This window comes from Brevibacillus sp. NL20B1 (genome assembly GCF_018195675.1).
Lineage (GTDB): Bacteria > Bacillota > Bacilli > Brevibacillales > Brevibacillaceae > Brevibacillus > Brevibacillus aydinogluensis.
Genome location: NZ_JAGTPT010000019.1, coordinates 14,489 through 28,083 on the forward strand (window position 1 = coordinate 14,489; position 13,595 = coordinate 28,083).

Annotated in this window: 18 protein-coding genes; all 18 read right to left on the minus strand. The window is 48.4% G+C overall.

Annotation, left to right across the window (positions count from 1 at the left end; translation table 11 throughout):
- Positions 1-89 precede the first annotated feature (89 nt).
- The 18 genes from KDN35_RS13580 to KDN35_RS13660 all read right to left on the minus strand — a co-directional run bounded on the left by KDN35_RS13580 (position 90) and on the right by KDN35_RS13660 (position 13,548).
- Positions 90-644 carry a hypothetical protein gene (locus KDN35_RS13580; RefSeq protein WP_212132949.1) on the minus strand — a complete coding sequence of 185 codons (555 nt, stop codon included), beginning with the start codon at positions 642-644 and terminating at the stop codon, positions 90-92.
- Between the two features lie 112 nt (positions 645-756).
- Positions 757-1,590 carry a ThiF family adenylyltransferase gene (locus KDN35_RS13585; RefSeq protein WP_212132950.1) on the minus strand — a complete coding sequence of 278 codons (834 nt, stop codon included), beginning with the start codon at positions 1,588-1,590 and terminating at the stop codon, positions 757-759.
- Entirely contained in the window at positions 1,577-2,692 is a 1,116-nt protein-coding gene (locus tag KDN35_RS13590; protein WP_044899236.1) for a Mov34/MPN/PAD-1 family protein, read from the minus strand. The genes KDN35_RS13585 and KDN35_RS13590 overlap by 14 nt, the downstream gene beginning before the upstream one ends.
- 67 nt (positions 2,693-2,759) lie before the next feature.
- Positions 2,760-3,296, minus strand: a complete 537-nt coding sequence (locus KDN35_RS13595) for a hypothetical protein (protein ID WP_212132951.1) — start codon at positions 3,294-3,296, stop codon at positions 2,760-2,762.
- Positions 3,297-3,492: 196 nt separating this feature from the next.
- Positions 3,493-4,017, minus strand: a complete 525-nt coding sequence (locus KDN35_RS13600) for a hypothetical protein (RefSeq protein WP_212132952.1) — start codon at positions 4,015-4,017, stop codon at positions 3,493-3,495.
- 14 nt (positions 4,018-4,031) lie between these two features.
- Positions 4,032-4,382, minus strand: coding sequence for a hypothetical protein (locus KDN35_RS13605; protein WP_143864245.1), 351 nt, complete (start codon positions 4,380-4,382; stop codon positions 4,032-4,034).
- A 59-nt stretch (positions 4,383-4,441) separates the two neighbouring features.
- Positions 4,442-5,566: a DNA polymerase III subunit beta gene (gene dnaN, locus KDN35_RS13610; RefSeq protein ID WP_212132953.1), complete on the minus strand. Its 1,125-nt coding sequence runs from the start codon at positions 5,564-5,566 to the stop codon at positions 4,442-4,444.
- Between the two features lie 100 nt (positions 5,567-5,666).
- Positions 5,667-6,068: a DUF6573 family protein gene (locus KDN35_RS13615; RefSeq protein WP_212132954.1), complete on the minus strand. Its 402-nt coding sequence runs from the start codon at positions 6,066-6,068 to the stop codon at positions 5,667-5,669.
- Between the two features lie 123 nt (positions 6,069-6,191).
- Positions 6,192-6,683, minus strand: a complete 492-nt coding sequence (locus tag KDN35_RS13620) for a hypothetical protein (protein WP_212132955.1) — start codon at positions 6,681-6,683, stop codon at positions 6,192-6,194.
- Positions 6,684-6,728: 45 nt separating this feature from the next.
- Positions 6,729-7,742: a DUF932 domain-containing protein gene (locus KDN35_RS13625; RefSeq protein WP_212132956.1), complete on the minus strand. Its 1,014-nt coding sequence runs from the start codon at positions 7,740-7,742 to the stop codon at positions 6,729-6,731.
- 13 nt (positions 7,743-7,755) lie between these two features.
- Positions 7,756-8,448 carry a PD-(D/E)XK nuclease family protein gene (locus KDN35_RS13630; RefSeq protein WP_212132957.1) on the minus strand — a complete coding sequence of 231 codons (693 nt, stop codon included), beginning with the start codon at positions 8,446-8,448 and terminating at the stop codon, positions 7,756-7,758.
- Positions 8,445-9,197: a hypothetical protein gene (locus KDN35_RS13635; protein WP_212132958.1), complete on the minus strand. Its 753-nt coding sequence runs from the start codon at positions 9,195-9,197 to the stop codon at positions 8,445-8,447. Before KDN35_RS13635 ends, KDN35_RS13630 begins: the two co-directional genes overlap by 4 nt.
- On the minus strand, positions 9,194-10,243 hold the full coding sequence (locus KDN35_RS13640; protein ID WP_212132959.1) for a hypothetical protein: 1,050 nt from the start codon (positions 10,241-10,243) through the stop codon (positions 9,194-9,196). The genes KDN35_RS13635 and KDN35_RS13640 overlap by 4 nt, the downstream gene beginning before the upstream one ends.
- Positions 10,244-10,373: 130 nt before the next feature.
- Positions 10,374-10,814 carry a single-stranded DNA-binding protein gene (gene ssb / locus KDN35_RS13645; RefSeq protein ID WP_035298771.1) on the minus strand — a complete coding sequence of 147 codons (441 nt, stop codon included), beginning with the start codon at positions 10,812-10,814 and terminating at the stop codon, positions 10,374-10,376.
- 126 nt (positions 10,815-10,940) lie between these two features.
- The gene (locus KDN35_RS13650) at positions 10,941-11,381 is read right to left on the minus strand and encodes a PIN domain-containing protein (protein ID WP_212132960.1); all 441 of its coding nucleotides are present in this window, start codon (positions 11,379-11,381) and stop codon (positions 10,941-10,943) included.
- Positions 11,378-11,509 (minus strand): hypothetical protein, encoded by a 132-nt coding sequence (locus KDN35_RS20100; RefSeq protein WP_269320155.1) that lies wholly within the window; start codon positions 11,507-11,509, stop codon positions 11,378-11,380. The genes KDN35_RS13650 and KDN35_RS20100 overlap by 4 nt, the downstream gene beginning before the upstream one ends.
- 575 nt (positions 11,510-12,084) lie before the next feature.
- Positions 12,085-12,477 (minus strand): hypothetical protein, encoded by a 393-nt coding sequence (locus tag KDN35_RS13655; RefSeq protein WP_212132961.1) that lies wholly within the window; start codon positions 12,475-12,477, stop codon positions 12,085-12,087.
- 192 nt (positions 12,478-12,669) lie between these two features.
- Positions 12,670-13,548, minus strand: a complete 879-nt coding sequence (locus KDN35_RS13660) for a hypothetical protein (protein ID WP_212132962.1) — start codon at positions 13,546-13,548, stop codon at positions 12,670-12,672.
- Positions 13,549-13,595: the final 47 nt, after the last annotated feature.

The window sequence follows — 13,595 nt, forward strand, 5'->3', positions numbered from 1 at the left end:
GTTACCAGCGATCCGCCCGCAACTGTCATCCAGGCGACGAACTACATGCAGTCTTTCCGGTGCCCTGGCAAGGCCTCATATCAGAGAATTTACCGAATCGAAAACACCAGTTTTCTGCCTTCCTTCTCGATCTTGACTCTCTCTGAATGCTTCAGCGCCTTTTGGAGAATCATGTACGGATTCGCCCATTCGACTGCCCGACGTTTTTGCAGTTCCCCGTAAAGTTCTGTCAGTGTCAGCGGTGCTGCCGCTTCCTCCAAAATGGCTGCCACTTCCCGGGCGATTCCGGGATAATCATGGTGCTGATACGGCTTTCGAGCTTTACCTGCTTGCTTGGCCGGTATATCATTGGAAACCGCCGATCCACTTGTTGTTTCTCCTTGCCGATCATCCGTGCTGGAAGGTACACCATACTGCTCGTCCAACTCACGGATTCGGTGCAAAAGCTGCTTGATCTCCTCCCCCAGTTCTTTGTCTCGTTCCATATACTCTCTTCTTAGAGATAGTCGTTGCTCAAGCAGAGATTGCAATGTCATATGTAGTGCCTGACGTTCGTTAAATGTTGTAGACATATTCGACTCCTTTTTGATTGTTTTTTTGAGTAATTTGATATCTTCAATATTTTTTCCTGCGATTCTTACCACAACAACCATCCATACACTGACGTGTAACAGTCAGGTGAACCGAAACAGTATCCGAATAGTACTACGTTTTCGCAGCAAAAACAAAAATCGAGTGCCCATTTCCTGGACACTCTCAACCTTCTTGAATCCTTTCCCCACGCATGTACATTTTTTTCGCGTGGAAGAACGTTACGTGTGTAGACAAGGTTCGCTCCCCAAACAGTTCGTTCAAATAACCAGCCACCGCCTGCGCAGCAAACCGATTGGTAATTAACCTCTGTGGCTCAGACGCGATCACCTGTGAGCAGGCCATTTCAGAGGGAGCGATCTCGTCCTCATCCTCCAATATGTCCGGAAAGCGGCCGGCCACCGGTTCCAGAAACGTTTTTCCGTTCAATCTCAATCCGGCTACTACTTGTCCTGTCCATCCAGTATTCGCGTGACGCTGCTTCTCCTCCTCCGTCCACTCTTCTCGTGGCCGGCGGTCACGAGGAACCCAGGCAGCTTCCACTCCCACATCGATGTAGAGCAGCTTTTCTTGACTGAGAAAGTAACTGTGCATGATCTGGCGTGTGTAGTTGTTATCTACTGCGCCGATCAGAATTGGAAGAAAAAACGTGTCCCAACTGTAACAACCTCGATAATCCGTAAACTGAAACAATCGGTCTAACGTTCTTTCATCCTCAATGTACCGTTCATCAAACGCAGCGATCGGCACTTGATAATGGCTGCGGTACCGGTTAGCCAGTACCGCAGCTTTCTTCTGTCCGACATCCTTTGGTATAAAGAGTTGATTGGCCAAATTCTTTTGTTCTACCGTATCCGGATCGGCCACCAGGTAAAACCCCTGTACCTTGAATATATTCATCATTTGAGCGCATTGCTGCAGAATATATCCGCCATTTGCGCCTGCGCCGATCTGAACGATATAGTAAAAGATCTTCTTCCGTTCGTTAAACCGTATCATCGTCTCCCGCTCCTTTCACGGACACTTGAGGAAAGTCCAGGTTCGTCGGAGACTCCAACGGTGATTCAAAGACAATATGGGGATTGATGATCAGATACTCCCCGTCCAGACACGTCCTCACCAGAATTTGCGGGAAGAAATCCAGCACCCTTCCCACAACCGCATAGAGGATCGGCGCCTGCTCAGATCGATCATCTTGGGAAGAAAAGTAGGCTTCCATCGTATGGTGAGAGTGGATTTCCATCACTTTCACGACGTTTTCCACGTAAGCTACTTGCTCAGTTGGTTCACACATGTCTCTGCTCACAATCTGTGCCGGTATCACCAGTCGATACCCTTCTTCTCCCCAGTAAATCTCTCCATGAACCTCAGCGCCATATGTCCGGGCGAAGTGGCGGGCGACAACCAAAAACTGCGTCAGAATCCCCCAGGGAATCCTGGGGTATTTTAGACGCACACCTTCTACCAACGTCGGAACACTAGGAACCTTCCGGGCCCTTTTGCAGATCGTTAACGCTTCTGTTTCGCGGATATGGTACATATGACCATCAGCTCCGGGAACGTACATGTTGGACCGGCGGTTTGCCACAGCATCCTCCAGCTTCAGATAGATACCATGTCGGCGTTCCAAGATCATGCCGCTTCCTTTCTTTCGTGCGGTTAGAACAGGGATAATCATATTCTTTTCCTTAATGAATGTCATCGTTGTTAACTCTTCAGTTAGTTCGCCAAAGTCGTTCTCCAACCGCTTCCGCACGTCTTCGCCAGTAATGTTCCTCAACTTCACTTCGGTATTTTCTTCCCCGATTTGTTCATCAGTTGGAGAACTGTTTGGAAGACCATTTGTAATTTCTTCAGGTGTAAAGTAATCGGTCAGAGGAATATTCTCGCCGCCATACCGGATGATCGTCTCGGTATTCAGCTCCCATGTTTCTGGTTCACTTTTCGTAACAGATACAGACGGTTTCTTTTGGTCCTTGGAAGCCACCCGTGATTTATTGGCTGCCGTCGTCCTTTTGCCCTTTCCTTTGTCCTGGATGGCCTCTGGTTCTCCTTCTCCCAAGAAACTAAACAAGGTTTCTTGATACAGTTTGTCAGTCATGTTTTATTCCTCCTCGTGGATTCTTATCAAAAAAATAAAGACTGTAGCTTTCGCTAAAGTCTTTGGTCTACAATCCTTGGCAGTATTGTCCAAACGTTTGTTGCTTGGATGTTAACCATTCCTCTGGAAAATCCTGCCCTTGCATGCGATTGTATAGCTCCCGCAAATCACTGAACCCGGATTCGTTCCGTTTCGTATCGTAATAGCAGGTAGAACTGGGGGCCGCAAAAAAGACCTGGTGCATGGTAGCAAGTTGAGCCAAGTCTTTGATAACCGGCAACGGATTTCCCCCCATACAAACCACACCATTCGATACATTCGCGTAAGGAAACTTGTATAGTTCGGTGTCCTCGCGAATCCTCCCCTTGTCCTTGATGGCCAAAATGTGCATCTGTTGGATGCGACCTTCCCGGATTCGGTACCCAAACAACATCCGTGGGAATCCCACTTGTTCAAAAGCGGTGTTGTAGTAGGCAATGTCCCATTTTCCTTTCGGCACCTCGATAAATACCATCTGGATCTTCTGCGCTCGATTAATCCAAATGTGTTTGACGCAGTTGATGGGCAAGGTAGGAGTCTCAATACGTATCGCCGGATTTTTCATCCGTTTCCTTCCGACGATTTTCCGTAGTTGTTTCCGTTTCTGAACCCCAAGGATTCTCATTGGCTTTAAAATCTCCGATTCAGAATTTCGGATGGACTCGACAAAGTCATCAAAACTCATCACGTATTCGTCTACCTTTACACCCTCCGATGAGGTTACCTGGACAGTACAGTATGGTATGTGCTGCGTAAAATCATCACTGAACTTCACAGTAAAATGCAGCATATCTCGCACCTCTATTTCCTTTCATGTATTGGGCATACACCAACAATTTATCGAGTGACTTCCTGATCTGGATGAGCTCTTGAATGAACTGATTGAAATAGGACGGACTTTCGTGGAACTCGATGATAAAGCCCATTTTCTTCAGTTCGATGATCATCTCAGCTCCCGTCCAGTCGCAGACAACTCTCTTATTCCATCGGAGCTGTCTTTCGACCCATTCTTTTGTAAACACCCCAAGAAGTTCTTCGACGTCTGGACAAAGGACGACAAACTTCCGGATGTCATATGACCCGTCTTCCTCTTCTTCCTCAGCGCAAGCACCAAACAGTCGCTCCGTTGCCATAATAAAAATATCTCCTCCCATGTTTTCAAATGCATAATCCGTTACCCAGCACCCCATGTCGGATACCCGGTACCCAGCATCGTGAAGGAGCTTTAACGAAAGCAAATTATCTAAGGACGACTGAATGACTTGGCAATCCTCGATACTAAACATCTCAATGCTCTCCCTCAGATAAAATCGTCTTCTTCTGCATACTGTTTCTTCCTAGAATGAAGCAGTGTGTAAATGTTCTGCGTGCTCCTGACATACTCATAGATTACGTTGTACCAATTGGCCCGCTCAGTCTCTTCATCATAGATGTCCTCCATCGAATACAGCGCGTGAGCTTCATTGTATACGTAATCCAGTTCGTCCAGTGTGAAGCTGTCGAAATCGACTTCTGATGCATCGGCACCGGCATACAGATATTCGACAATGCGAAACATACCAGGAGTTTGCATACGTGGAATTTTTGATGGGATGCTGCGCTCCTGGAGTTGTTTTAGGAACTCAACAGTCGAAAATCTCCTTTTCTTCATCGCTCATGCATCCTTTCAAAAACACAGAAGGGGAATGAAATCCCCTTCTGCTCTGTAAATTATGCAGACCGCACAGGTAGAATCAAGGCAAACCCTGGTTCATTACCTGTTGGCCGGATGATAATCGGTGCATTTGCTCCTGATGCTTGAAACATGACTTCTTTGGCCTTCATATGGCGTAACGCTTCCAGAAGATACTTCGTGCTGAACTTCATCTCCAAAATATCGCCTTCGAGATCCGAGATAAACACTTCCTCCTGCACTTTTCCCATTCCCTCCTGACTGGCCGAAATGAGAAGAGAAGGCATTGCGGATGGTATCACCTGTAAGCGACACATATTGGCTTTTCCTTCTTTGGAGACGATACTCACCCGTTCCATTACCTTGACTAATTCATCCCGATTTGCCACAAATGTTGTTGAAAAATTTGTCGGGACTACCCTGGATGTTTCCGGGTAGGTACCAGAAATCAGTCGTGATATATATGTCACGTTTTGGTGCGTCAATCGCATCGAGTTTTCTGTGCAGTGGATGGTGACCTTATCGGCAGCATCTTCAATTAGCTTTAACATCTCTACTGCAGCGCTCGCAGGCAAAATCATCTTCGGTAACTTCAGTTCTTGATCCAGTTGCACTGTCCAAGAGCTCAGCCTATGAGAATCCGTTGCGACAAACGTTACTGCCTTTTCCTTGCTAAAGATATGGATGCCCTGCAGGGTGGGTCGCATTGACAATACCGAGCAGGCGTACTCCAAACGTAACCCGTTTGCCAAATCCGCTGCTTGTAACTCAACACAAACGCCGCTATCGTCCAACGAAAAGGATGGGTACTCATCAGCTTTCATCGTCTTAAGCTCGAAAGTCGATTTCCCCGCGGCAATGGAGATTTCATTCTCACCCATTTTCAGTTGGATCTCACCCGCCGGCAACTTACGCACAATGTCCAGGAATATTCTTGCCGGTACGACGACCGCACATGATTGAGCCGATGAGCAATTGTCTTCCTCCGTTATCCGGATGGTGTTATCCGTATCCGAACCGGTAATGGTCAAAGATTCTCCCGTGAATTGGAGATGAAAACCGGTTAGAATCGGAATCGTCGTCTGTTTTGCAACGACTCGGTACGTTTTCGACAGATCAGCAACTAAACGTTCAGAATCCCTGATCACGATACTCTTCTTCATGTTTCCTCCCTACTCGAACCGGGGCCGTGTGGCCCCAAAGTTCGAGCCACACGTTTACCGCCTCGGTGGTAGGCGAAAATGAAATGGTTATTCGTACCAGTTAGCCATTGCTTTGTTTACGTTCAGCTTCTTCCTCCAACATGATCTGAATAAATGATTGTCCTTCTGCCGCTTTCCGGATGATCGCCCTAAGGGATGTCATGGTCAGGACTCCATCGGTTACGAAATGAACCTGGTACTGAACCATGAGAGAGGTGCTATCGTCGAACGGTTTCATCCCGCTTTTTAGGGTTGAAAGCAGTAAACTAATCACATTCCAGAGTCGTCCGTTTTTCGTTTGTCCTACTGTAATCAACTCTTCGGGTTCAATATAGGTTTTCCATAAGGCAGAAGAGACCGCTACCGGAATTCTGATCCCAATCTCTTTAGCCGTATCCGATACGTCGACTAATCTTCCTTCGCATATGGCTCGTTGGAAATCCTCAAACGTTTCCAATTTCATGACTGGCAATCCTCCCCTCGGATAAATAAAATAAGCCAGCATCTCCTTTGAGATACTGGCTTACGGTCCTTTGCAGTTTCCGCTGCAATTAATATACAAGCTCTTCTGGTATTCCCTTCTCCGTTATTTCACCTTGGAGGAGCGGAATTGCTTACCGGACATGACACGAAAGACACCGTGTTCTTTCATCTGCTCTTCGTCCCATCCCGTCTTTTTCATGAGCTTCGTTGCCTCCGTTGATCCCAGCTTGAAGAAATCAAACGGATTCAACCCTTTTTCCCGGATATGTCGGGCAAGAGCTTCCCAATTCCCCTCCCACGAATACGACGGGACAAAATCAAATTGGGTGTCTCCCACCACGACTTTTCCGTTTTGCTCAACATATTGCTTCAGCTCTTCTTTCTTGGCTTTCAATATCGCTTCCAGATGAAGAATCTCAGCCGCCAATTGTTGAGCCTGTTTGTGCCTTTCTTCTTTATTTTCTTCCGGGAGATCCATTGGGATTGCTCCTTCATCAATCAAAGCTGCAGCATCTATATCCATTGGTTCATCCCATGGAAATATCACCGTTTGACCGTTCATATTCATACAATATTCCTCCTCGATTTTGATCATGGGAGAAGCCGACCCATGCAGATCGGCTTCCTCGTTTTGGTTCTGTTAGACAGCCACCTTGGCAAGCAGTTCGCCGGCGTCTTGTTCCAACTCCACCCGAGCATCCCCTTGAAGGGTTTGGGCGGCGCGGGTCATAGCCTGCATTACGTAGAACAGACTGTCACCGGGTTCTGCCATGTAGGTGCTGGTAATGGTATCTGTCATGGACTGACTGTATTTTTTGTCCTTGGCCAGCGTTTTGATGAAATCCAGCGGGTTTTCCACCTTCACCTCTTTGGCAGCAAAAGCCCGTTCCAACATGTCGTCCCCGGCTTTGACGGCAGCCGTAAACGCTTCGGCCACCCGAGCGTACATCTCCCGCTCCCGCAGGTGAATGTGACGCTGCTTGAACACTTCCCCATCGTTGGTCCAGCGCATCAAACCATTCGAGCAAACCAGGCGGTATACCATCGGCTGAATCGTAACCGAACGGGCGCCCACCTCGGAGTTGGACAAGTGAACCCCCACCATGTGGACATCCGGTCGTCCCTCCAGTGTCCTCCCGATGTTTCTTGTCAGATCAGGGAACACAATCCGCAGGTGCATGCCGCGCTCATCGCGATACCAGTACGAAATCCGATGGTCTTCCTCTGTCCCGATCATGGATTCAATCATGCCCAGGAACTGTTCATCATCGAACCGGCTATAGTCCTTGGACAAGGCACCACGAATCATGTGGCCCAGTTGTTCGGACCGTGACCGATACGTACGTAACAGCCATTCCTCGTCAGCTGGCAGCCGCTCTGCGAAGTAGTTAAAGTTAGTTGCCCTCAAATCACTTGGGCAGCGGCGCATGAAGCGAGCCGGTAGCTCCAGTTTTTGATACATCTGGTTTTCCGCCCATTCGGTTGCCGGGCTGGCGGCCGCATTCGTAAAGAGTGTCTGGAACGTAAAGTTTCCATCGTCACGCATCCGAATCTGATTGGCCGGTACAACGAAATCCTCCTTTTGCTGCGCTTGACGGTTCAGTTCGTCCAAAATCCGCTTGAAATTTTCTCCTGCATTGTGCATGTAATTCATGATTCATTCCTCCTCAATGAACGTGGTATTTTTTCGTCATGGGACATTCGCGGATATAGCTGCAATTGGTGCAGCCACTTCCCAATTTGGGCGGGAATGCTATCTCCGGTGGGGTCCCTTTTTTTAGTTCCTGATAGGCGTTTCTCGCCTGATGAATCTGCGTCTTGGCCCAATTGAGGGTTTCTGCAATCGCTTCAGGCGTTACCTGTGCTGTTTTGATTTCATACTTTCTCGGAAACAGATAAGCGACTTCCGAAGCGTAAAGGCCGGATTGCCATGCGCTCCAAGCATAGAGAAGCAGTTGCTTGGGCTTCTGCATGACCTCATAAACTGCCCAGGATGTTTTCCAGTCGTAAATTGAAAGGGAAAACATATCGTATTGGACAATGAGATCAATCACCCCATGGAACAGATCCGTTTCCGTAATGGGAGTGATGATTTCACGCTCGACCGCGACAATTTCCCCTTTGAAAATGTGGGTCTGCAACAGTCGATACGCCTTTATCGCCAACTCCTGCACGTCTTTCGGAATTCCCACCGGCGGAGGCTGCCTTAAAACAGAAGAAGCAATGACTTCGTGGAATTGCTTCCCGATCGCCATTGCTTCCGTTTCCTCCTCCGGCATCCCCAACACGTACCGGAAATAGTACGCGTGGGGGCAGGAGTCATATTTGAAGAGTCGGCTATAACTCCATTTCCAGGTCACGCCGTTCTCTCCTTCATCTTTTGCAACTCTCGCTGGATGGTACCTTCCAAATCCGCCGCTTTCTCTTCGTTCCGAATTGCTTCTACAAGTTCGCGAACGATGACATCCGCTCGTTTGGCCCATTCTGCCCACAAATCCTTGGGGAGCTGATGCATCTTCACGGCGCGCTCCCAAAGACTTTCAATGCCGGTTTCTTTTTCGGTTTTCCTAACAAATTCCTCTGCAGCTTTTTCATCGTCCAGGTATTTGCCAAGCAGAAGGACATGGAAGGCTTCCTTCGATTTCTCAGACGTGAATAGTTGCCACTCCCGCCAAGCCCACTGAAGAACAGCGCGTGCATAATGCGGGTTGGTGTGAAACATTTTCCCGTCGATCTTTCCAAGGAAGCCCATGAGTTTCCACTGGTGAGCGGAAAGTTTCATGGCCGGATGATCTTCCCAAGTCTTTTTCTTCCGCTTTTTCCTCCTGGCGGCTTCATGTTTGGCCTTATATTCATCGATCACTTCTTGTTCTCCTTTTCCCTGCAGAAGACCGATAAATTTAGCCACGCCCCCTTTTACCTGGCAGCGGAAGCAGTGAAACGTATTCTTGAAAGGATTCAGGTAAAGATGGAACCCGCGATCTGCTGTACCGACAATCTCTGCGCAAAACGGGCAATGGATGCGAATCTCACCTCTCGGTGCAGGCTTTTGCTGTGCCAAGAGATTAAAACGATCAGCAACGTCAAGGATTTCAGGAAAAATGCTCATGCACTGCGCACCTCCTGAATCTCTTGTCCGCTGCGGCCGGCAATTGCCTCAAAGTCTCCCATTGTGCGAGTAAGGAACTTCAACAATTGACCGCCCATCAAGTTGTTCAAATCTTGTCGGGCTACCGGATGATCTTCCGGAATCAGAACTTTGCAGCCGTTATGCAGGAACAAAATAAAGCAAGGGGTGTCGTTGATAGCTGTTCCTTGCACATCTGTTACGGTTCCGGTAATCCAACGGGGCGTATCGGACGGAGTGATGGCAGCGTGTTCCTTATACGCACCGGATTGATTTTGTGGCGCCGGCTTCCCTTCTTGTCCTTGCATCCGGTTTGACGTCCTTCTGCTTTCGTTCCTGTTGTGCCCAGGCGCTCCATTCTCACGTTGCAAGTTGGGTTCATAGGTTGGAGCCGCTTCTGCCCAATCCTTCAAGTCCTCAACATCCTGGGTAAAGATACCCGAAGAACGGGTTGCTGAAAGCACAGCGTCAATCAGCCCGCGCTTTTTGGCCATCTTCAGAACGGTATTCCATAATGAGTGGAGATCCTCATTTTCGACGCGGTATTTGATATAGGTTCCGTTTCCGTTCTTTTTCGGAAAACTCTTCTGTACCAAGGAGTTTTTATCAATCCCCCTCGGCAACTCGTTTTCGAAGACCCAACGCCAGCGATATCGACTTTCCATGGTATTGGCTTCCCCAACACCATCAGCAATGGTTACCCCACTGCGACGATGGATCAGGCTAATCGTTACCCGAGCCCGATAGTAGCCGGTATCTCTTTCCGCCGTTTCTTCGATCATTTTTACGATCGGTGAGAACCCATATAGTTCGCATAGTTTTTCGGCACCCGCTTTCAGCAGCGTCGGTTTCGCGGTACCTTCCAGCACACCGTAATCTTGCCCTTCAATCATGACTTCCTTGAAGAATTGTTGCGTCAGATTGAGTTTTTGTTTCATCTCCTGCAAGACAGCGTGCATCTCTTGGGAACTGTAGCCCTCCATCAAGCGAACTTCCTGTCCATCGATGACCGTCAGTTGGTTATTCATAGCATCTCCTTTCTTCGCCTCTCGGCCAACGTGCTATTGTTTTCTCCCGCACGAGGGATTTTGTGTATACAAAAAGACTTCTCTCGATCCATCAGAGAGAAGTCTTTTTTGTCCTGCGATGACCCATTCCCTAGAACGGCAAATCGTCATCCGTAATATTGATTGGTTTTCCTGAGCCAGCAAACGGATCGGCAAATGGATCTCCAGGGGCAAAAGGATCATGGCTTGGTTGCTGATTGCCCGTACGAGTCTCCTCTGCTTTCTCAAGGAAATAAGCACGGTCCGCCACAACCTCCGTCACGTATACCTTTCGTCCTTCCTGGTTTTCGTATGACCGGGTTTGCAGCCTTCCTTCCACCCCAACTTGTCGGCCCTTTCGTAAGTAGGTTGCGCACAGATCGGCAAGTTTCTGCCAGGTTACGATGTTGATAAAATCTGCTTGCCTTTCTCCTTCTTGATTGGCAAACGGGCGATTCACAGCCAACGTAAACGTCGTAACAGCGATCCCGTTTGTCGTGTAGCGCATCTCCGGATCTTTCGTCAGACGACCAATCAAGACGACTCGATTCATTTCTTCTCCTTTCCGCCGATTTCTCGGCCCGTGCTATTGGTACGCCCGCACGAGGGACCAAATAAAAAAAGACTTCCTAACCTTAGCGGTTGAAAAGTCTTGGTTTCCTGTGCCTGATGAAAAAAATCATGACAGGCTGTATTTACTTACAAAGTCCTCCGGGGTCAAAAACTCAATCTCTTGGATGAGTCTTTTCCCCTCTTCATCGATGACATACTCATGGAGTGTCGTTAAACTCCGGTCATTGGAGACGACCGCTTGTGCACCACCATCAATTGCGCACTCAATAAACATGGAGTCATCCGGATCGTAGCACCAGGAATACACGGTTGTTGAGCGTACCCTATTGGCCCGAAGCAAATAAGTCGCCGCTACTCTCAATGGTGGTTTCGGGTTTTGCCCTTTCTTTTCTGCGACGATGACAATCGTGGCAGCAAGCTCTTTCGCCATCTCACCTGTCAGTAGTACCTGATGTTCCCGAATGGACAACGAAAGAGCCCTTTGAGCCATCCTATTTTGTTCCAACGTCGCACGAATGATTGTGCTGGTGTCGATCACCACGTTCATTGTTCCACCACCTTGCGGATGGATCTGCGAACGTCTTTAATGATCGCATCCAGTTCCTCATCGCTTAATGGCTCCGTGTTTGCAGCCTCTTTCCAGCACTCTTCCAGTTCTTTTTCAAGAGTGTCCATGTCATCCCTCTCCTTTTGCATGTGTATTCCACCTCCTTCGATACAACGTCTTTCTACCTATTGTATCTCAGAGGAGATGTCCTGAAAACGCAAAAAGGCGTAGTACCTCTTTTTGCACGAAACAATCCTGCAAAAAGCGTACTACGCCTATGCTTCAGTCGAGAATTTCTTTCGCCAAGTTCCGCAGTCATGCACAACACGTCTGCAGCTTGCGACCGTTACGAGTCCGTGCCTAGCTCTCTCGTAACCACCATATCGCCTTGTCTCTGCCAGGTAACGACAAGCACGATATCTTTTCCGCCCATGTTGTCCAATCTGCTTCCCTTCGCAGGATTGGAAGAGGCGCACCATGGGTCAAAGCCTCACACATTCCATCTGGCTCTGCGCTCAACGCAGATCATTAACCTCATAGGGAACAGGTATTGCCAACTACCCAACGGTATGAGGTATCCCGTTTCTTCGCAATCTCCCATGCTCAACATGGTTGATTGTATACGAACCCCTATCCGCTCCACGGAAAAAGCCTCTGATGATTCGTATATTGGACTTGATTTGCCCATATTTTACCTGAGAGTTTATCCCTTCGTCAAGAGGGAGAGAGGTACGGGCGTCCAATTTTGTTCCCACTTCATCACCATTCCCTTTTCCCATACGTCCAGGGTTGCGGCAAAGTGTCCCGGCTGAACAACAGATTGAAACTCGTCCCAGTTTCCTCCAAACCATATGACCCGCTCCCGTTCGGGAGGGTGGACATTTCCATACAGAATCCGAATGTCCACCAGATCATCTCCAATCCGGATCGTGCCCCCGCTTTGTTTTACCTGAATGTCAATCGGCTCCACGTAGTCCAGCCAGTGGTCCAAGACACGCTCCAGGATCAGTTTCTTCACAGCCTCTTCACCGGAAATTGGTTCGATGGCGTAAACAGTCAGCTTTTGGTTGTCTTCAGATTGGGCTTGGCCCCGCATGATGATCCCAGCCGACAGAAGTTGCTTGATCGTTTCCCGCGTTGCCCTTTTGGTGGCATGAAACCAGTCGGCGGAGGTGGCCGTGATGATTCCAATGGTTTTTATCCATTCCAGAACCGGTGAGTGAACTTCAAGGGATGAGCTTTGTGTAGGTTCCCAGTGGAATGTCCATGATTTCTCAAACATGCTATCTCACCCGATTACTCGAATAATTTCTCCACTCAACCGTCGCTCTTTGTTGTTGATCCGCTGCAACTGGATGAACACCACTTGCCCCTCCTTCAGCAAACCTTTGTGCAGGCTTCGCTTCGGATGCAGGCAATATACATCCAATCCAGGTACAAGTTCGACCCAATACCCTGCATCGAATTGCCGTTTAATCACGCCTTTGTACACACCACGTAGGTTAAACTTAGTTCCGATTAGCTCCCATTTGTCCTGGAGAACAGGGGCCACGATGAGCTTAGTGGACGAGTTAGCCACTTTCTCGCCTTGTTCTTCCTCTTCCGCTGCTGCATCCTGCTGCGCCGATTGCTCATCCCTAATGATCTTCTTGACTTCAACGGTAAGCGCATGGCCGACCTGATACACATCTCGCAAATCCTTATAGGGTAATTTCAAATCGGAATTGGTAAACGAAAAAGAGAACCCGGAGGTTTCCACCACGATTCGGTTTTGCGATACTTTTGTTACCGTTGCCGTGTATTGATCTCCCACCTTCATTCGCCGCAGAGCAATTTCCTGCATCAGTTCAATGGCACGGGTACGACTGCACAACACTTGTTCGGCGTCCTGGTCAATATGCAGGATCATGACGGGAATGGTCTGTCCCAAGAATTCATTCATTTCGGAGGATTTTGCTACGCCCGATTCCATACGTGGAACGATTCCTTTCACCGTACCAGTCGGTTCCACTTCCAATACCCAGCAACGAACAGGCTCTCCGTTCAATTTGTGTGTCTCCAACCCGACCACATTTGCTTGAATGGCCATGTTATTTTGTTTGGCCGCGAACAGCTCTGCCCAAATGTTCTTCTGATCTCCTTTGCGCTCCAAAATGTTTGCCAACATAAACAATTCCTCCTCTTTTACATGAATTTGAAAATAAAAATAGCCCT